Annotated in this window: 14 protein-coding genes; 10 read left to right on the forward strand and 4 right to left on the reverse strand. The window is 72.8% G+C overall.

Annotated features, from left to right (window positions below; all coding sequences use genetic code 11):
• Positions 1 to 47: 47 nt before the first annotated feature.
• A complete protein-coding gene (locus DER29_RS14225; RefSeq protein ID WP_121397766.1) occupies positions 48 to 914 on the reverse strand; it encodes a hypothetical protein in 867 nt (288 codons plus the stop codon).
• A gap of 430 nt (positions 915 to 1,344) precedes the next feature.
• Positions 1,345 to 2,457, reverse strand: a complete 1,113-nt coding sequence (locus DER29_RS14230) for a cellulose binding domain-containing protein (protein WP_121397767.1) — start codon at positions 2,455 to 2,457, stop codon at positions 1,345 to 1,347.
• A gap of 269 nt (positions 2,458 to 2,726) precedes the next feature.
• Between DER29_RS14230 and DER29_RS14235 the strand changes: the two genes are divergently transcribed.
• Positions 2,727 to 3,962 carry a S8 family peptidase gene (locus tag DER29_RS14235; protein ID WP_121397768.1) on the forward strand — a complete coding sequence of 412 codons (1,236 nt, stop codon included), beginning with the start codon at positions 2,727 to 2,729 and terminating at the stop codon, positions 3,960 to 3,962.
• A 288-nt stretch (positions 3,963 to 4,250) separates the two neighbouring features.
• On the forward strand, positions 4,251 to 5,708 hold the full coding sequence (locus DER29_RS14240) for a cellulase family glycosylhydrolase (protein WP_121397769.1): 1,458 nt from the start codon (positions 4,251 to 4,253) through the stop codon (positions 5,706 to 5,708).
• 312 nt (positions 5,709 to 6,020) lie between these two features.
• On the opposite strand, the gene DER29_RS14245 is transcribed toward DER29_RS14240, so the two are convergent.
• Positions 6,021 to 6,581 carry a GNAT family N-acetyltransferase gene (locus DER29_RS14245; RefSeq protein ID WP_121397770.1) on the reverse strand — a complete coding sequence of 187 codons (561 nt, stop codon included), beginning with the start codon at positions 6,579 to 6,581 and terminating at the stop codon, positions 6,021 to 6,023.
• Positions 6,578 to 8,647 carry a penicillin acylase family protein gene (locus DER29_RS14250; RefSeq protein ID WP_121397771.1) on the reverse strand — a complete coding sequence of 690 codons (2,070 nt, stop codon included), beginning with the start codon at positions 8,645 to 8,647 and terminating at the stop codon, positions 6,578 to 6,580. The genes DER29_RS14245 and DER29_RS14250 overlap by 4 nt, the downstream gene beginning before the upstream one ends.
• A 98-nt stretch (positions 8,648 to 8,745) precedes the next feature.
• On the opposite strand from DER29_RS14250, the gene DER29_RS14255 reads away from it, so the two are divergent.
• The 8 genes from DER29_RS14255 (at position 8,746) to DER29_RS14290 (ending at position 19,019) form a co-directional block, all read left to right on the forward strand.
• Complete coding sequence (locus DER29_RS14255) at positions 8,746 to 9,456, forward strand: siderophore-interacting protein (protein ID WP_121397772.1); 711 nt, start codon at positions 8,746 to 8,748, stop codon at positions 9,454 to 9,456.
• Positions 9,453 to 10,694 carry an MFS transporter gene (locus DER29_RS14260; protein ID WP_121397773.1) on the forward strand — a complete coding sequence of 414 codons (1,242 nt, stop codon included), beginning with the start codon at positions 9,453 to 9,455 and terminating at the stop codon, positions 10,692 to 10,694. The genes DER29_RS14255 and DER29_RS14260 overlap by 4 nt, the downstream gene beginning before the upstream one ends.
• 141 nt (positions 10,695 to 10,835) lie before the next feature.
• A complete protein-coding gene (locus tag DER29_RS14265) occupies positions 10,836 to 12,392 on the forward strand; it encodes an aspartate aminotransferase family protein (RefSeq protein WP_121397774.1) in 1,557 nt (518 codons plus the stop codon).
• Between the two features lie 28 nt (positions 12,393 to 12,420).
• Complete coding sequence (locus tag DER29_RS14270) at positions 12,421 to 13,719, forward strand: lysine N(6)-hydroxylase/L-ornithine N(5)-oxygenase family protein (protein ID WP_121397775.1); 1,299 nt, start codon at positions 12,421 to 12,423, stop codon at positions 13,717 to 13,719.
• 5 nt (positions 13,720 to 13,724) lie between these two features.
• Positions 13,725 to 14,291 (forward strand): GNAT family N-acetyltransferase, encoded by a 567-nt coding sequence (locus DER29_RS14275; RefSeq protein ID WP_121399213.1) that lies wholly within the window; start codon positions 13,725 to 13,727, stop codon positions 14,289 to 14,291.
• The gene (locus DER29_RS14280) at positions 14,288 to 16,120 is read left to right on the forward strand and encodes an IucA/IucC family siderophore biosynthesis protein (protein WP_121397776.1); all 1,833 of its coding nucleotides are present in this window, start codon (positions 14,288 to 14,290) and stop codon (positions 16,118 to 16,120) included. Before DER29_RS14275 ends, DER29_RS14280 begins: the two co-directional genes overlap by 4 nt.
• Positions 16,117 to 17,625, forward strand: coding sequence for an MFS transporter (locus DER29_RS14285; protein ID WP_121397777.1), 1,509 nt, complete (start codon positions 16,117 to 16,119; stop codon positions 17,623 to 17,625). Before DER29_RS14280 ends, DER29_RS14285 begins: the two co-directional genes overlap by 4 nt.
• A gap of 155 nt (positions 17,626 to 17,780) precedes the next feature.
• Positions 17,781 to 19,019, forward strand: a complete 1,239-nt coding sequence (locus DER29_RS14290; RefSeq protein ID WP_148710048.1) for a pentapeptide repeat-containing protein — start codon at positions 17,781 to 17,783, stop codon at positions 19,017 to 19,019.
• Positions 19,020 to 19,029 lie beyond the last annotated feature (10 nt).

The following is a 19,029-nucleotide window of genomic DNA, read 5'->3' on the forward strand; positions in this document are numbered from 1 at the left end:
GTGGGGAGGGACGGATCACCGTCCCTCCCCACCGTCGACCGTGCCGCTCAGGACAGGAACTTGTCCAGGGCGGCCTCGATGCTGCCGGAGTCCGGCGCCGCGTGCGACTTCATGGTGGTCTTGTTGTACGAGATGAAGCTCGGGCAGCGCGCCGCCGGGGCGCTGATGGTGCCGCCGTCGCCGATCTTCTCGCCGGTCTTCGCGGCGTAGAAGGTCAGGGTGTAGCGCGACGAGATGTAGTCGATGGTGACCTGCTTGCCGGCGCTGTCCTTGTACTGGCACTTCTTCGGCGCGCCCTCGCTGCCTTCCACGAACTTGAGGCAGCCGACCACGGACACCGTCTGGAAGTCGGCGCTCTTGGCGTAGTACGGCTTGTTCGAGGCGACCGACTTCGACGACCAGAAGTTCGGCCGGTCAGGGTTGTTCGAGAACGTGTACGCCTTGGCGCCGGACGGGCCGTTGTACGCGGCCGCGTTCAGGATCTGGCCGCCGTCGCAGACGTTGGACAGGTCGCTGGAGTAGCGGGCGGTGACCGCGTTGTTGCTCGGCTCCTGCGTCTCCTGCTGCCCGGGGGTGGGGGAGGCGTCCGTGCCCGGCGTGCTGCTGGCACCGGCGTCGGGGCTGGGACCGCCGGTCGCGACGATGGTGGGCTCGTCGTCGTCACCGTTGACGAGGATGAGGCCGATGCCGGCGCCGCAGATGGCGAGCACGAGGACCACCGCGCCGGCGACCAGCCCGATGATCAGGCCCTTGTTCGACTTCTTCGGCGGCGGGAAGGGAGCGCCGAACTGCGGCGCCTGCGCTGGCTGCCCGTATCCCGGGTACCCGCCCTGCTGCGGAGCCGGCGGCCCGCTCCAGGGGGTGACGTTCGGGTCAGGCTGCTGCCCTCCGTACGGAGGGTAACTGTCGCTCATGTGAAGCCCTTATCGCTGTCGACGTGTGCCCAGGCACGGGATCAGGGATCAGGGTAGTGAGCGCCGCAAACCGCGACGATGGGCGGCTGAACCCGGGGGAAGGCACAGTACGGCAACGACGGCGTCACGCGTGACTCTGCGTACGAGTTACGGGTCAGTACGTGGCGAGATGCCCGAACCTCCGGGGGCCGTGGACGGCGCGGATCCGGGCCGCCGGAAGGGAATTCCGTTGTGTGGCCCCGGGCGCGGGCCGACGGGGGTCGCCGGGTCCAGCAGTGTGACTAATATCACTGCCTTGTAAGCCGAGATGTAGCCGACATTCGGCTAGGAAGGCCGCAGATGTCGGCCCGTCGGGGTCGTCCCGGCACCAGTCGGCCCGGGCGCCTGCTTGGGGCGCCCGGGCCGACCGCGCCGGTGGGCGTGGCCGGTGTCAGGTGGCCGTGCAGGTCACCGTCCCCGCCGCGGCGCCCCCGGTGGTGCTGCCGAGGAGGCCGAAGGTGGCCTGCGCGGTGGGGGCGAGTGCGCCGTTCCAGTCCACGTGCCGGGCGGTGACCTCGGCTCCGTCCTGCGTCAACCGGGTGTTCCAGGACTGGCTGACCCGCTGGCCGTCGGCGAACGCGAAGCGGACCGTCCATCCGGAGATCGGCGCGGCGCCGGAGTTGCGTACCGTCACCTCGCCCTGGAAGCCGCCCTGCCACTGGCTGACCACGCGGTAGCTCGCCGCACAGCCGGCGGTCGGGCCGGTGGGCGTCGGCGTGGGGCTGACGGTGGGACTCGCGGTGGGCGTCGGCGTCGGGCTGCCGGTGGGCGTCGGGGTGACGCCGCCCAGCGCCGCGGCCAGGGCCGGGTACCAGCGGTCGGCCATCTTCTGGTCGCCGGCCGCGTTCGGGTGTACGCCGTCGTAGGTGTCGGTGGCCGTGCTGAACCCGGTCCACTGGTCGACCACCACCACCGGCGAGGCGGGGGTGGTGGTCGCCGCCGCCCAGCCGTCGATCGCGTCGTTGAGGGCCGTCACCCGCTGGCTGCACTCCGGGCACGTGGGCGGCGCCATGGGAATGATCTTCGCGACGAGGACCCTCATCGCCGGGTTGCTGGCCCGCATCTGGTCCACCAGCCTGCCGTACGCGGCGAGGATCGTGGCGGGCGGGATGTTGCTCCACACGTCGTTGGTGCCGAAGTGCATCAGGACGATGTCGGGCCGGGTGGCGGCGAGCCAGCCCGGCAGCAAATTCTGGTTGGCCACGGTGGTCACCAGGTAGCCGCCGTGTCCCTCGTTGTCGCCGTCGTGGGGCTGGCCGCAGCCCTGCGGGCCGAGCGTCCCGACGAAGTCGACGTCGGTGTGGCCGGTGGACTGGAGACGGTTCCAGAGCACGGAGCGCCAGCAGCCGGGGGAGCCGGTGATCGAGTCGCCCAGCGGCATCACCCGCACCGGCGCGGCGGCCGCCGGCCGGGCGGGAGCGGGGGAGGCGAGCCCGGCGGCGAGGGCGAGGGGGATCGCCGCCAGCGCGGCGAGCAGGGCGTGGAGCAGGGGCCTTCGGAGCATGGTGGAGGAACTCCTGTCACAGGTCGAGGTGCGGTGTGTGACGGCCCGGTACTCCCCCGACAGTCAACCAGCAAAGTCGACGTATCTCAATGGAATCCCGTTTCACGCAAGGCATTCACGACCACTTTCTCTCAACATCGTCCTCATATCGTGAACATCAACAAAATTCACGATCATGAATGTGACGGCTAAGGTTTGCTCATCGTCCAGACCGCCTGTCGGGTGCGCCACGAGCCACCCGGGGGCCACCACAGTAGGAGGACCGGGAGATGACACTCCCTCGCACTCATCGGCGAACCCTCGCCGCTGCGGCCAGCGTGTTCGCCAGCGCCGCCATGGTCACCACCATGATCGGCGCGCCGGCGGCGGCCTCGGCCACCGGCGAGATCCTCAGCGCCGGTGGCGCGACCGCCGTGGCCGACAGCTACATCGTGGTACTCAAGGACACCAGCGTCGGCGGTCGCGCCGGCACCCGGCAGGGCGAGGTGAAGAGCACGGCGGGCTCCCTCGCCGCCCGCTTCGGCGGCAGCGTCGGCCACGTCTACGGTGACGCGCTCAACGGCTTCGAGGTGAAGCTGTCCGAGCGGGCCGCCAAGCGCCTCGCGGCGCACCCCGCCGTCGACTACGTCGAGCAGAACCACACCGTGTCGATGACGGCCACCCAGAACAACCCGCCGTGGGGCCTGGACCGCATCGACCAGCGGAACCTCCCGCTGAGCCGCACCTACACCTACAACAGCACCGGCTCCGGCGTGACGGCGTACATCATCGACACCGGCATCCGGACCACCCACGTGGACTTCGCCGGTCAGGCCGTCGACGGCTACGACGCGATCGACAACGCGCTGCCGGCCGCCGACTGCAACGGCCATGGCACCCACGTCGCGGGCACCGTCGGCGGCAACACCTACGGCGTGGCGAAGGACGTCCGGCTGGTGGCCGTCCGCGTGCTGAACTGCCAGGGCAGCGGCACCTGGGCGCAGGTCATCGCCGGCATCAACTGGGTGACCTCGAACCACCAGGCGGGCCAGCCGGCGGTGGCGAACATGAGCCTGGGCGGCTCCACCAACGCCTCCCTGAACACCGCGGTGGCGAACTCGATCGCCGACGGCATCACCTACGCGGTGGCCTCCGGCAACTCGAACGCCAACGCCTGCAACTTCTCGCCGGCCTCCGTGCCGACGGCGCTGACCGTCAACGCGTCGCAGAGCAACGACGCCCGGGCGTCGTTCTCCAACTGGGGCACCTGCACCGACCTGTTCGCGCCCGGCGTGGGCGTGCTGTCGGCCTGGTCCACCAGCGACACCGCCACCTCGTCCATCAGCGGCACGTCGATGGCCTCGCCGCACGTCGCGGGGGCGGCCGCCCGGGTGCTCAGCGTCAACCCGAGCTGGACGCCCGCCCAGGTCCACTCGTACATCGTCAGCCAGGCCACGCCCAACGTGATCACCAGCCCCGGCACCGGCTCGCCGAACCGGCTGCTCTACCTGGCCCCCACCTTCTGATCGGACAGTCGGCACACCGGCCCCGGGGCGTGGACGCCCCGGGGCCGGCGCGCGTGCGGAGAGGTCGACGGGCGTCCATGTTGCGAGGGAGCCCGGGGCGCGCCTAAGCTGCCGTCAGTGGGAGCGCTCCCGGGCCCGTGGGCAGGGATCTGTCGCGAGCCTCCCGGCCGGACGATCCGCCTGCGGGCCGCCGGCGTACGAACTGCCGTACCCGTCCGGGCGGACGTGGCGTCCCGCCGCCCTGCGCTGCCGGCACCCCCACCACCGATCGGAAGCGAAGGCACCCGAATGAAGCTCCTACCGCGCCTGTCCCGGCGCACCCTGGTCATGGCCGGCGCGGTCGGCGCGCTGACCGTCGCGGCGTCGGCCGCCGTCCCGGCCGCCGACGCCCAGGCCGCCACCGGCTGCGCCGTCACCTACACCACCAGCAGCTGGTCCGGTGGCTTCACCGCCAACATCACGATCAAGAACCTGGGCGACGCGGTCGACGGGTGGACGCTCGGCTTCGCCTTCCCCGACCCCGGCCAGCAGATCGGCCAGGGCTGGTCGGCGACCTGGAGCCAGGCCGGCACCGCCGTCACCGCGCGCAGTGTGAGCTGGAACGGCGCGCTGGCGACCGGCGCGTCGACAAGCATCGGGTTCAACGGCACGTGGAGCGCCGCAAACCCCGCGCCGGCGGCGTTCACCCTCAACGGCACCGCCTGCACCGGCGCGACCACGCCGACCACCCCGCCGGTCCCCACCACGCCGCCGCCCACGACCCCGCCACCGACGACCCCGCCGCCCACGACCCCGCCGCCGGGCGGTCAGACCCCGGTCGCGATCAACGGCCAGCTACGGGTGTGCGGGGTCAACCTGTGCAACCAGTACGGCCGGCCGATCCAGCTGCGGGGCATGAGCACCCACGGCATCCAGTGGTTCGCCCGCTGCTACAACGACGCCTCGCTCGACGCGCTGGCCGACGACTGGCGGGCCGACCTGCTGCGGATCGCCATGTACGTCCAGGAGGACGGCTACGAGACCGACCCGGCCGGCTTCACCAACCGGGTCAACGCCCTGGTCGACGAGGCCGAGCAGCGGGGCATGTACGCGCTGATCGACTTCCACACCCTGACGCCGGGCGACCCGATGCACAACCTCGACCGGGCCAAGACCTTCTTCGCCGCCGTCTCCGCCCGCAACGCCACCAAGAAGAACGTCATCTACGAGATCGCCAACGAGCCCAACGGCGTCAGCTGGGCGACCATCAAGAGCTACGCCGAGCAGGTCATCCCGGTGATCCGCGCCAACGACCCGGACGCGGTGGTCGTGGTCGGCACCCGCGGCTGGTCCTCGCTGGGCGTCTCCGACGGCTCCAACGCCAACGAGATCATCAACAACCCGGTGAACGCCACCAACGTCATGTACACGTTCCACTTCTACGCCGCGTCCCACCGGGACAACTACCGGGCCGAGGTGGAGCGGGCCGCAGCCCGGCTGCCGCTGTTCGTCACCGAGTTCGGCACGGTGGACTACACCGGTGACGGTGGGGTCGACGTCGCCAGCAGCAACGCCTGGCTCGACCTGCTGGACCGGCTCAAGATCAGCTATGCGAACTGGACCTACTCGGACAAGGCCGAGGGCAGCGCCGCGCTGCGGCCGGGCACCTGTGCCGGGAGCACCTACACCGGCCCGGGCGTGCTCACCGAGTCGGGCGCCCTGATGCGCGAGCGCATCCGTACGCCGGACAACTTCCCCACCGCCTGATCCCGTTCCCGCGCGAGGCCCCGCCGCACCCGGCGGGGCCTCGCCATGCCCGTCATGAACGGGGCGCCGGCCGGCGGAGGATCCACCCGCGTGACCCTGTCGAGCTGATGTCGTAGACGATTCACGCCGCCCGGCACCTCGGTCGTCCGGAAACCGCCTGATGTCACGGACGACTCAGCTCGACAGCGTCGCGCGACCCTTCCGCCGCGGACCGGCTCGGCGGCCACCACCCGCAGCGCGGAGCGCGGAACCACCCGTCACCGGGCCGGCGGTCGCGTGACCACCGCAGGCGACCGGTCGCACCGCGCCCCCTCAGGCGGGTACGGCGTGGTCCGACTCGAACCGCTCCCGGGTCAGGAACGCCAGCTGGGCCCGCTTGTCGGGCATGTCGATCTCGTCGGCGAAGGTGAACCCCTCCCGCCGCAGCCGGTCGAGCGCGCGCTCGTTGCGGACGTCGGGCTCGACGACGATCCGCAGCCGGGTGGGATCGGCGAACAGGTAGCGGGCGAGGGCGGGGCCGATGGCCGTGGTGAGGCCCTTCGGCGGGCGCCTCCCGGGAGCGAGCAGCAGGTGCATCCCGACGTCGCCGGGCCGCACGGTGTAGCGCTCACCGACCGGGTCCGCCTCCGGCCGGTAGGTCTGGAACAGGCCGATCGGCGCGTCGTCGAGCAGGATCAGGTACGCGTGGTGGGTGTCGAGGCTGTCGACGAACTCGTAGATCTCCCGCACCTCGTCGACCGAGTGCGAACCCATGCCCCAGAACGCCGCCCGGGGCTCGGTCACCCAACCGTGCACCAGCTCCGCGTGGGCCTTCGGGTCCAGCGCGACGAGCGACAGCTTGCCGAAGCCGGGGATGTTCTCCTGATATGTCACGGTGCCGCGTCTCCTGCTTCTGGGGTGAGTTCTCGCCAGTCGGTGACCACCGGAACCAGCTCGCCGCCGGCCCACAGTGGCAGTTGGTCGTCGAAGTGCGGGTCGCTGGGGCGTCCGGACGCGCCGAAGGGGACGATCCAGCGGCTCTGCGCGCGGTCGGTCAGGTCCCACACGTAGCGGGCCACCGGGCCTCGCCAGCACGCGTCGGACACGCCGGGCACGCTCGACGTAGCCAGCACGCAGTCGGCGTCGCCGGCCAGCGCGACCCGCTCGCGCATGCCGCGTACCGCCTCGTCGACGGCCGCCGCCACGCCGAGGTGGACGGGGTGCAGCACGTGCCGCCGGCCCCACGGCCCCGGCGGGTCGCCCGCCGCGACGTCCTCGAGCGCCCCGGCCGCCACGGGGCCGATCTCGCCGCCGAGGCGGTGCAGCCCGCTGGCCACCCCCTCCAGGGCGTGGCCGATGCGGGACAGCGGGTCGGTCCACGGCGCGAACAGGCCGTCGAACGCGCTCGGGGTGTCGCGCAGCGGGCGCAGGCACGGGTGGTCGTACAGCCGGCGGGCCAGGGCCGCGCGCCAGGCGGCCCAGGAGCCGGCGTCGGCGCTGTCGGCCCGCATGTCCCCGTCCCACGTGGTCAGCCGGTCCCGCAGGCGCCGCGCCGGTTCGCTGAGCGCGACCGGGTCGACCCGGTCGAGCACGCCGCGCAGCGTCCCGGCCTCCAGCCGGGTGTCCATGTGTACGGCCTCCGCCCGGGCGCCGTCGGCGAGCAGGGCGCGGATGCGGCGGGCCCGGTGCGGCGGGGCGAATCCGGTGCCGAGGTCCGCCACGTCGGGGCGGCGGTCGTTGGCGCAGACCGCGAACCCGTCGACGGCGGTGCGGCGCGGCTCGGCGTAGCCGCCGTGCCACCGATACCGGGGATCGTCGCCGGGCACCGGCTCGCGGCGGCACCGGTCGTCGCGCAGCGGGACGAGCCCGGCGACCAACTGGTGGACCGTTCCACGCCGGTCGGCGACCAGGACGCTGTTGACCGGCTCGACCCAGTCGCGCAGCGCGTCGGCGACGTCGTCGGCGCTGCGGGCCCGCAGCAGCGGCAGTAGCGCGTCGAAGCCGAGCCGCTGCTCGACCCGGCTCGGGGTACGCAGGCTGATCGCCTCGCCGGTGCGCCGGTCGTGGTCGACGACCGGTCCGCGCGGCGTCTCGATCACCTCGACGGACTCCGGTTCGCCGCCGCGGACCTCGATCCGCTCGACGTGCCGGTGCGCCGGCGCCCAGCCGTCCGCCTCGCGGACGAGGACCCGGTCACCGTCGTGGCGTAACTGTTCGCGGTAGAGGTCCTGGTAGTCGGCCATGGCGTTGGTGACGGCCCAGGCGACCTCGCCGGCGTGTCCGAAGTGGGGGAGGCCGGGGACCCCGGGGAACGCGAAGCCGAACACGTCGAACTCGGGGCAGGCGAGGCGCACCTGCTGGTAGATGCCGGGCAGTTCGAGGATGCGGTGCGGGTCGCCGGCGACGACCGGCGCCCGTCCGGTGCCGGGGTCGCCGGGCACGGCCCAGGCGTTGCTGCCCGATCCGTCGGGGCCCTCGACGGCGAACAGGTCGGTCGCGGACGGGCCGAGGGTGGCGGCGACGTGGGCGTGCCACAGCTTGTTGGGGAAGGTGGAGAAGAGCACGTGCTGGACGAGGAAGACCCCCAGCGGCGACCACGGCCGCCACCGGCCCGGGGCGCAGCCGACCGCCGCGAACTCGGGCGCCGCGGCGGCACCCTCGGTGAGCCCCTCGTTGACCCCGTCGACGTACGCGCCGACCCACCGCCGGGTGGCGGGGGCGAGCCGCTCGAAGCACCGCCGGGCGGTGTCGTCGAGGCGGGCCCGCCGGGCGAAGAGGTCCCAGCCCAACTCGGCGGGGCCGACGTGCTCGGCGAGCCGGCCCTCGGAGCGCCACCGTTCCACTTCGATCTGCCAGGCCCGGTCGACCGCGGCGATCCGCCCCTGCAACCGGGCGAGGCCGTCGACGCTGTCGGCGCGCAGGTGCGGGACACCCCACCGGTCGCGATGGACGCCGGTCATCGTGGCGCCTTGCGGATTAGCGGCCGTCCCACCTGCCACAGGAATGTCAACTTAGGCTACCCTCCCCTAACTGAGGCAGACCTTACCTGGAGGGGTGCGTGAAGCGAAACTGGGAAGCCCTGGTGCTCAAGGCGATGGGTGGCCGCGAATTCCGGCTGACCGTGCTCGGCACCGAGTCCGTCGGCGAGCACTACCGCCGACTGCGCATGGACGGCGGCGGGCTGCTGGAGGCGTGCGGCGTACACCCCACCATGTGGGTGCGGCTGTGGTTCGACAACGACGGCAAGCCGCACCAGCGCGCGTACACCCTCGTCGACCCCGACCCGGCGACCGGGCGGTTCGACCTGGAGTTCGCCATCCACGACGGATGCGCCGCCCGCTGGGCCGCCGCCGCCCAGGCCGGCGACACCATCGACGCGACCGTGCAGGGCACCGGGTTCAGCCTGCCGGACCCCGCCCCGCGGCACCTCTACCTGGTGGGCGACGCCGCCTCGCTGCCGGCGGTGAACAGCCTGCTCGCCGCGGCCCCCGACACCCCGGCGACGGTCTGGCTGGAGTACGCCCACGAGGGCGAGAAGGAACTGGCGCCGCGCGCCCACGCCAAGCACCAGGTCACCTGGGTGCCGCGCCGCGACGAGGGTCAGCACCTGGTCGAGACCGTCTGCGCGGCCCTGCCCGCCGCCGAGGACGCCCACTACTGGGTGGCCTGCGAGGCGGCCAGCACGCGCGGCATTACCAAGCACGTACGGCGGACGCTGGGCGTCGGCAAGCACCAGCTCACCTCGCTGGCCTACTGGAGCGCCAGGTGAGGGGTCGGCTCGGCACGCTGACCGCGCTCTACGTCACGCAGTACCTCGGCATCGGCTTCATCACCGTCGGGCTGACCGCCATCCTGCGCGACGGCGGCACCTCCCTCGACACGCTGGCGCTGTTGCAGTTCGTCGGTCTGGTCTGGCCGATCAAGTTCCTCTGGGCGCCCATCCTCGACCGGTACGGCTCCCGCCACCGCGGCCACTACCGGTCCTGGCTGCTGGTGCTCCAGGGCGGCCTGGTGCTCGCCCTGCTGGCCCTGCTGCCGTTCGACCGCCCGGCCGGGCAGCTCGGCCCGGTCGTCGCGATCTGCGTCGCGTACGTGTTCCTCTCGGCGACGCAGGACATCGCCGTCGACGCCGTCGCGGTCCGGCTGCTCTCCGAGCGGTCGCGGGGGACCGGCAACGGCATCCAGGTCGCTGCGAGCTACGTCGGCAACCTGCTCGGCGGCGGCGCCTGCGTGATCGTCTACGACCGGTTCGGCTGGGCGCCCGCGATCCTGCTGCTCGCCGTGCTGACCGCCGTCGGCCTGCTGGTGGTGTGGCGGTTCCGCGAGCCGGACCGCGCCGACCGCGTCGCCAGCGCCGGCCAGGCCTACCGGGCGCTGCTGTCCGTGCTCGGGCAGCCCGGCTGCCGCCGCTGGACCTTCGGCGTGGTGCCGCTGGTCTACATCGGCGCGGGCGCGACGTACGCCCTGGTGACGCCGGCCCTGGTGGACGCGGACTGGTCGCTGGCACGCATCGGCGTGGTGACCGGCGTGGTGACCAGCCTGCCGGCCATCGTGGCCGGTCTGGCCGCCGGGGCCGCGATCGGGCGGTTCGGGCGCGCCCGCGTGCTCGTCGCCGGGGGAGTGGCGCTCGCGCTGTCCACGGCGATGCTGCTGCCGTTGATGAACGGCCGGGCCCCGCTCGCCGGGACGGTCGTCGCGCTCTGCTGCTTCATGGCCGCCTACACGGTCGCCAACGTCGTGCTCTACACGGTCAACATGGACTACTCCCGGCCCGGCACGGGCGGCACGGACTTCACGGTGCTGTCGTCGTTCGGGTTGGTCTGCTCGTTCGTGGCGGCCTCCATCGCGCTGGCCGCGGCCGAGGTGTTCGGCTATCCCGCGGTCGCGGTGGCCTCCGTCGTGCTGGTGGCGCTCGGCGTCGCGCTGGGCCTCGGACACCAGCGGCGATTCCCGCCCCGATCCGTTGTGGCGCCGGGCGAGCGGGAGCTGACGAAGGTGTCGGGCTGAGTGATATCGCTCAATGTGGGCAACGATGTTGACACATCCTTAGGTTAGGGTAACCTAAGCTCGCTCGATCACCTAGTGCGGGCGGATGGTGACGTCCCGCCATCTCGCCCCACCGTCCATTTCCGACCGCTGAGGACCCGCATGAGCCTGCCCGGATCCACCGTCCAGGTGCCTTCGACCGGGGTGACCCCCGCCTCCGACGGCGCCCGCGCCCACCTCTTCACCGCCGGCACGGTCGAGGACTACCGGCGCGTGCTGGCCGAGGGGATCGGCCGGGTCGCGACCCGGATGGCCGAGGTGGACCGGCCGTTCACCGGCGTGACACCGGACGAGCTGGTGCCGCGGATCGCCGGCATCGACCTGGACCGGCCGCTGGGCGACAGCGGCGCCGCGCTCGACGAGCTGCACGACGTCTACCTGCGCGACGCCGTCTACTTCCACCACCCCCGCTACCTGGCGCACCTCAACTGCCCGGTGGTGATCCCGGCGCTGCTCGCGGAGGCGGTGCTCAGCGCCGTCAACTCCTCGCTGGACACCTGGGACCAGAGCGCCGGCGGCACCCTGATCGAGCGCCGCCTCGTCGACTGGACCGCCGACCGGATCGGCCTGGGGCCGGCCGCCGACGGCATCTTCACCAGCGGCGGCACCCAGTCCAACCTCCAGGCGATGCTGCTGGCCCGCGAGGAGACGTGCGCGAACCTCGTCGGCCGGGCGACCGAGCGGCAGTCCCGCCCGGAGCTGCTGTCGCGGCTGCGCATCATCACCTCGGCGGCCGGCCACTTCAGCGTGCAGAAGGCGGCCAAGCTGCTCGGCCTCGGCGCCGACGCGGTGGTCACCGTGCCCACCGACGCCGACCGGCGGATGCGCACCGCCGACCTGGCCCGGGAGATCGCCCGGTGCCGGGAGGAGGGGCTGGTGGTGATGGCCGTGGTCGCCACCGCCGGCACCACCGACTTCGGCACCATCGACCCGCTGCCGCAGATCGCCGACATCTGCGCTGCCGCCGGCGTCTGGCTGCACGTCGACGCCGCGTACGGCTGCGGGCTGCTGGTGTCGCCGACCCGGCGGCACCTGCTCGACGGCATCGAGCGGGCCGACTCGGTCACCGTCGACTACCACAAGTCGTTCTTCCAGCCGGTCAGCTCCAGCGCGCTGCTGGTGCGCGACCGGCGCGTGCTGCGGCACGCCACCTGGCACGCCGACTACCTCAACCCGGCGCGGATGGTCGAGCAGCGCATCCCCAACCAGGTCGACAAGAGCATCCAGACCACCCGCCGCTTCGACGCCCTCAAGCTCTGGCTGACCCTGCGGATCATGGGGCCGGACGCGGTCGGCGAACTCTTCGACGAGGTGGTCGACCGCGCCGCCGCCGCGTGGCAGCTGCTCACCGAGGACCCCCGCTTCGAGGTGGTGACCCGGTCGCAGCTGAGCACCGTGGTCTTCCGCTACCTGCCGGCCGCCGCCGGCCGGGAGGTCGTCGACGACGCCAACCTGTACGCCCGCGAGGCGCTGGCCGCCTCCGGCGCCGGCCTCGTCGCCGGGACCAAGGTCGACGGCGCGCACTACCTCAAGTTCACCCTGCTCAACCCCGAGACCACGATGGACGACATCGCCCACGTCCTCGACCTCATCGCCGAACACGCCGGCTGGTACGCCCAGACCAGGGCCACCGCCGAGCTGTCCTGCTCCGTCGGCTGACGATCCGCCCCCCGCTCTGGAGAACCGCATGTCGACGCACGACTTCATCGCCGTCGGGCTGGGCCCGTACAACCTGGGCCTGGCCTGCCTGACCGAGCCGATCGACGAGCTCGACGGGCTCTTCCTCGAGGCGCGGGACGCCTTCAGCTGGCATCCCGGGATGCTGCTGGAGTCGACCCGGCTCCAGACCCCGTTCATCGCCGACCTGGTCACGCTCGCCGACCCGACCTCGCCGTACTCCTTCCTGAGCTACCTCAAGGAGTCCGGGCGGCTGTACCCGTTCTACATCCGGGAGAGCTTCTTCCCGCTGCGCAGCGAGTACGACGACTACTGCCGCTGGGCCGCCGGCAAGCTGCGCAGCGTCCGGTTCGGCCAGCAGGTCACCGCCGTCGGGTTCGACCCGGCCGACGAGCACTACACCGTGCGGGTCACGGTGACGGCCACCGGGGAGTCGGTCACGTACCGGGCCCGGCACCTGGTGCTCGGCACCGGCACCCCGCCGTACGTGCCGGAGGCCTGCGCGGGGCTCGGCGGTGACGTGATCCACAACTCGCGGTACCTGGAGCACCGGGCGGCGCTGCGCGCGAAGCGGAGCATCACCGTCGTCGGCAGCGGGCAGAGCGCGGCGGAGATCTACCACGACCTGCTCGGCGACATCGACGCGTACGGCTACCAGCTCAACTGGGTGACCCGGTCGCCCCGGTTCTTCCCCCTCGAATACACCAAGCTCACCCTCGAGATGACCTCGCCGGACTACGTGGACTACTTCCACGCCCTGCCGGAGCCCACCCGCTACCGGCTGGAGTCCGAGCAGAAGGGGCTGTTCAAGGGCATCAACTCCGACCTCATCAATGAGATCTACGACCTGCTCTACGCCAAGAGCATCCCCGGCCCGGTCCGCACCCGGCTGCTGACCAACACCGCGCTGACCAGCGCCGCCCACGACGAGTCGAACGGGACGTACACCCTGGGCCTGCGCCACGTCGAGCAGGAGCGCGACTTCACGCTGGACACCGAGGGGCTGGTGCTGGCCACCGGCTATCACTACCGGGTGCCGGAGTTCCTGGAGCCGGTGCGCGACCGGATCCGCTGGGACGCGCACGGGCGCTTCGACGTGGCCCGCAACTACAGCATCGACCACACCGGACGGGGCATCTTCCTGCAGAACGCCGGCACCCACACGCACAGCGTCACCTCGCCCGACCTGGGCATGGGCCCGTACCGCAACTCGTGGATCATCCGGGAGCTGCTGGGCCGCGAGCACTACCCGATCGAGAAGGGCATCGCCTTCCAGGAGTTCGGCGTGCCGGCCGGGGCCGCGTCGTGACCGAGGTGGTCCACCACCGCGTCGACGACCGGCTCGGCGAGTTCGCCCTGCGTACGCTCGACCCGGACGCCGACGCGCCGCTGCTGCACCGCTGGGTCACCCACCCGAAGGCGGCGTTCTGGCTCATGCAGGACGCCGATGTGGCCCGGGTCGCCGAGGAGTACCGGCGGATCGCCGCGCACCCGCACCACGACGCGTTCCTCGGCCTGCACGAGGGCCGGCCGGCCTTCCTCGCCGAGCGGTACGACCCCGCCCACGTCGAACTCGTCGGCCTGTACGACGCGGCGGACGGCGACGTCGGCATGCACTTCCTCTGCGCGCCCGCCGACGCCCCCGTGCACGGCTTCACCCTGGCGGTGATCACCACCGTGATGGCGTGGCTCTTCGCCGACCCGGCGACCCGGCGGGTCGTCGTGGAGCCCGACGTGCGCAACACGGCGGTGCACGCGCTCAACGCGGCCGTCGGCTTCACCGTGGTCGGCCCGATCCGCAAGCCCGAGAAGGACGCGCTGCTCAGCGTCTGCACCCGTGACCAGTTCCATGCCGCAACCCGAGGAGACGTGCCCGCGTGAACCCGCTCGCATCCGTGGCCCACCTGACGCCCGCGAACTGGGCGCACGCCAACCGGCTGTTGGTCCGCAAGGCGCTGGCCGAGTTCGCCCACGAGCGGCTCCTCGCGCCCGAGCCCGTGCCCGCCGAACCGGCCGCCGAGTCCGCTTCCGCCGGCCCGGCCGCCGGGGAGCGGCGCTACCAGGTGCGCGGCGACGACGGCGAGGTCGTCTACCGGTTCACCGCGAGCCTGCTGGCCCTGGACCACTGGCGCATCGACGCGGACAGCATCACCCGCCACCGTGGCGACACCGAGCTGCCGCTGGACGCCCTGGAGTTCTGCCTCGACCTGCGCGGGGCGCTCGGGTTGAGCGATGCGATCCTCCCCGTCTACCTGGAGGAGATCAGCTCCACGCTGGCCAGCACCGCGTACAAGCTCGACAAGCCGGCGGTCAGCGCCGCCGAGCTCGCCGACGCGGACTTCCAGGCCATCGAGACCCAGATGACCGAGGGCCACCCGGGCTTCGTCGCGAACAACGGCCGCATCGGCTTCGGCATCGACGAATACCACGGGTACGCCCCGGAGGCCGGACGCCCGCTGCGGCTGCTCTGGGTGGCCGGGCACCGCGACCGGACGAGCTTCAGCTGCGCCGCCGACCTCGACTACGACACCCTGATCCGCGCCGAACTCGACGAGGAGACCCGCGCCGGGTTCGCCGACACCCTGACGGGGCTCGGCCTCGACCCGGCCGACTACCTGCTCATCCCGGTGCACCCGTGGCAGTGGTGGAACAGGATCTCCGTCACGTTCGCCGCCGAGGTGGCGCAGCGCCGGCTGGTGTGCCTCGGCCCCGGCCCCGACGAGTACCTCGCCCAGCAGTCCATCCGCACCTTCTTCAACGTCACCGACCCGTCCCGGCACTACGTCAAGACGGCGCTGTCCGTGCTGAACATGGGCTTCATGCGGGGGCTCTCCGCCGCGTACATGGCGGCCACCCCGGCCATCAACGACTGGCTCGCCGACCTGATCGACGGCGACGAGATCCTCAAGCGCACCGGGCTGACGATCATCCGCGAGCGGGCCGCGGTCGGGTACCGGCACCTGGAGTACGAGGCGGCCACCGACCGGTACTCCCCGTACCGGAAGATGCTGGCGGCCCTGTGGCGGGAGAGCCCGGTGCCCGCGCTGGAGCCGGGCCGCCGACTGGCCACCATGGCGTCGCTGCTGCACACCGACCGCGAGGGCCGCTCGTTCGCCGCCGCGCTCATCGCCCGCTCGGGGCTGGCGCCGCAGGCGTGGCTGCGCCGCTACCTCGACGCCTACCTCACCCCGCTGCTGCACAGCTTCTACGCCCACGACCTGGCGTTCATGCCGCACGGCGAGAACGTCATCCTCGTCCTGGACGGCGGGACGGTCGAGCGGGCGATCTTCAAGGACATCGCCGAGGAGATCGTGGTGATGGACCCGGACGCCGACCTGCCCCCGCTGGTCGAACGGATCAGGGCCGACGTGCCGGAGGACATGAAGCTGCTGTCCATCTTCACCGACGTCTTCGACGGCTTCCTGCGCTACCTCAGCGCCATCCTCGTCACCGAGGGCGTCCTGGACGAGGACACCTTCTGGCGGACGGTCGCCGGGTGCGCCGCCGACTACGCCGACAGCGTGCCGCACCTGGCCGAGCGGCTACGGCGCTACGACCTGTTCGCCCCGGAGTTCGCGCTGTCCTGCCTGAACCGGCTCCAGCTGCGCAACAACCAGCAGATGGTCGACCTCGCCGACCCGTCGGCCGCGCTGCAACTCGTCGGGACCCTGACCAACCCCGTCGCCCGCTTCGCCCCGGCGGCCCGATGACGACCACGACGCTCGCGCCCCCCGCCGGGGCGCCGGCCGGCGACGCCGACGGCCGGGTGCGGGGCCGGTGGCTGATCCTCGCCGTGCTCTGCCTCGCCCAGGTCACCGTGGTGCTCGACAACACGGTGCTCACCGTGGCGATCCCCGTGCTCACGACCGAGCTGTCCGCCAGCACCGCCGACGTGCAGTGGATGATCAACGCGTACGCGCTGGTCCAGTGCGGACTGCTGCTCACCGCGGGCAGCGCCGCCGACCGGTACGGCCGCCGCCGGATGCTGCTCGCCGGCCTCGTGCTGTTCGGGCTCGGGTCGCTGGCGGCCGGGCTCGCCCAGACCAGCGGGCAGCTGATCGCGGCCCGCGCCGGCATGGGGATCGGCGGCGCGCTGCTGGTCACCGCCACCCTCGCGGTGGCGATGCAGGTCTTCGACGACGCCGAGCGGTCCCGGGCGATCGGCCTCTGGGCGGCGGCGAGCGCGCTGGGTTTCGCGGCCGGGCCGCCGTTCGGCGGGCTCGTCCTCGCCCACCTGCCGTGGGGGGCGATCTTCCTGGTCAACGTCCCGATCGTGCTGGTCTGCCTGGTCGCGGCCCGGGCGCTGGTGCCCGAGTCGCGCCGGCCGGCCGGCGGCCGGCTCGACCTGGGCGGCGTGCTGCTCTCCACGGCCGGCCTGACCGGGGTCGTCTACGCGATCATCGCCGGGCCGGAACACGGCTGGGGGGCCACCCCGGTGCTCGGCGCGGCGGTCGCCGGGGTGCTCCTGCTCGCCGCCTTCGTGGCCTGGGAACGCCGGGTCGCCGACCCCATGCTGGACATGCACTTCTTCCGCAACCCCCGCTTCGTGGGCGCGGTCTCCGGCGTCGTCCTGATCACCTTCGGCGCCACCGGCGCGCTGTTCCTGCTCACCCAGCACCTGCAGTTCGTACGCGGCTACCCGGCCTGGGAGGCGGGGCTGCGGATGATGCCGTTCGCGCTCTCCATCGTCCTGCTCAACGTGGGCGGGGTCGCCGCACTGGTGATCCGCCGGATCGGGCTGGCGTACTCGATCGCCCTCGGCATGACGCTGCTCGCCGCCGGTCTCGCCCTGATCACCCACGCCCCGTCTGACGGCTACGGAGTGCTGCTGTCGGGTTTGCTGGTGATGGGCGCCGGCTGCGCCGTGGCCAACCCGGCCATCGTCGAGGCCGTGATGAGCGCGATCCCGCCGGAGAAGGCCGGGGCCGGGGCGGGCGTGGACGGCACCATGACGGAGGTCGGCAGCAGCCTCGGCGTCGCCGTGCTGGGCGCGATCCTCAACGCCCGCTTCGCCGCGCTGCTGCCCGCCGCCGTGGCGGGCGCCGGATCGTTCCCCGCCGCGCTGGCCGCCGCGCGGACCGAGCCGGAGCGCGCGCTCGTCTCCGACGCGTTCCGCTCGGCCCTGGAGACCGGCCAGACGGTCGGCGCCGTGGCCGTCTTCGCGGGCGGCTGCGTCGCCGCCGCGCTGCTGCGCCGCGCCGAGCGGGCCGGCTGAGGCACCTCCGCCCCCGACGCCGCCGCGAACCGGTCCGTCCGGCCCTCCCGGTGGTGGTCGGCGGGGACGACGCCGCCGTGCCGGCGGCGTCCCTCCAACCCGCACGGCCGGCCGCCCCGGGTGGACGGGTGGCGCCGCCCGGTCACGATGGCGTGGTGCGTGCAGGGTTGCAGGTGAGCCGGGCGGTGCGGGGATTTTCCCGTACGCCCCCCGTGCGGCAGGTGCTGGCGGCGGGCCTGCTCGTCGTCGCGGTGGTGCTCGTCGCGCCGGCCTGGTGGGCCGACGTGGCGCTCTCGGCCGCTCGCTGGGTCGGCCGGTTCTGGCTGGTGGCGGCCATGGTGGTGCTGGCGGCGGCGGTGTGGGGCGGCGGTCGACGCCGGAGGATCAGGACGGCCGTCGGAAGGCGGCCCCGCACCCCCGCCATGCCGTTCCTCGTGCACGTCGTGCTGCTGCTCGTACTGGCGGCGGCCGTCGCATCGCTGGTCGGGGTGCTGCTGTGGCACGTCCTCGGGCAGCCGGTGGTCGGTGCCGGACCCGACGCGGGGTCGACGCCGGGCGCACCGGCGGCCACGACGTGGAGTGCCCGGGACGCGCTCGACGCGGTGAAGATCGTGCTGACCCTGGTCGGAGGCGTCGGCGCCGTGGTGGCGCTGACGGCGGCCTACCGGCGGCAGCGCCTCAGCGAGGTGGAGGCGTACCGCGAGGAGACGAGGACCCTGCTCGACCGCTTCTGCAAGGCGGCCGAACTGCTCGGGGCGCGGGACGTCGCCGTCCGCACCGCCGGCGTCTACGCCTTCGCGGCCCTCGCCAACGACGCGCCCGAGAGCCGCCAGGGCAGCATCGACGTGCTCTGCGCCTACCTTCGCCAGCCCTGGGGTTCGCGACCGGAGGCTCCCGGCGTGGGCGCTGACCGGCAGGACCGGGACGAGCAGGGCCCCGGCACCGCGCACCCGGTGGAGGACGCCGCGGATCCGAGGCAGGAACGCCAGCTCAGGCACACCGTCGTCCGGCTCGTCCGCGACAACCTCCACCTGCCCGACGACGACCCGCGCACCTGGCGCGGCCACGACTTCGACTTCTCGGGAATGGTCCTGGACGGCGGGGACTTCAGCGGGGCGACCTTCACCGGTGATGGTCGCGTCACCTTCGCCGACGCGACCATCACCGGCGCGCTGTCGTTCGCCGGTGCCACGTTCGCCGGCGGAACCGTCTCGTTCGACGGTGCCCGCTTCGCCGGAGGCAGCATCTCCTTCGCCGGCGCCACCTTCAACGGGGGCTTGGTCGACCTGTCGAGGATCGACGCGGAGCACCGGCCGCCGGCGTCGACACTGTGGCCGGTGGGGGTCCGGGTACCCGCCGGGCTGCGGCTGCCAGCCCCGGCACGCGACGCGTGACCGCCGCAGC

This window comes from Micromonospora sp. M71_S20, from assembly GCF_003664255.1.
GTDB lineage: Bacteria > Actinomycetota > Actinomycetes > Mycobacteriales > Micromonosporaceae > Micromonospora.

Excerpts from the sequence above, each read along its gene's own strand:
- DER29_RS14235 (WP_121397768.1), top strand. The coding sequence starts at position 2,727 with ATGACACTCCCTCGCACTCATCGGCGAACCCTCGCCGCTGCGGCCAGC.
- DER29_RS14285 (WP_121397777.1), top strand. The coding sequence starts at position 16,117 with ATGACGACCACGACGCTCGCGCCCCCCGCCGGGGCGCCGGCCGGCGAC.
- DER29_RS14230 (WP_121397767.1), bottom strand. The coding sequence starts at position 2,457 with ATGCTCCGAAGGCCCCTGCTCCACGCCCTGCTCGCCGCGCTGGCGGCG.
- DER29_RS14265 (WP_121397774.1), top strand. The coding sequence starts at position 10,836 with ATGAGCCTGCCCGGATCCACCGTCCAGGTGCCTTCGACCGGGGTGACC.
- DER29_RS14270 (WP_121397775.1), top strand. The coding sequence starts at position 12,421 with ATGTCGACGCACGACTTCATCGCCGTCGGGCTGGGCCCGTACAACCTG.
- DER29_RS14240 (WP_121397769.1), top strand. The coding sequence starts at position 4,251 with ATGAAGCTCCTACCGCGCCTGTCCCGGCGCACCCTGGTCATGGCCGGC.
- DER29_RS14225 (WP_121397766.1), bottom strand. The coding sequence starts at position 914 with ATGAGCGACAGTTACCCTCCGTACGGAGGGCAGCAGCCTGACCCGAAC.
- DER29_RS14250 (WP_121397771.1), bottom strand. The coding sequence starts at position 8,647 with ATGACCGGCGTCCATCGCGACCGGTGGGGTGTCCCGCACCTGCGCGCC.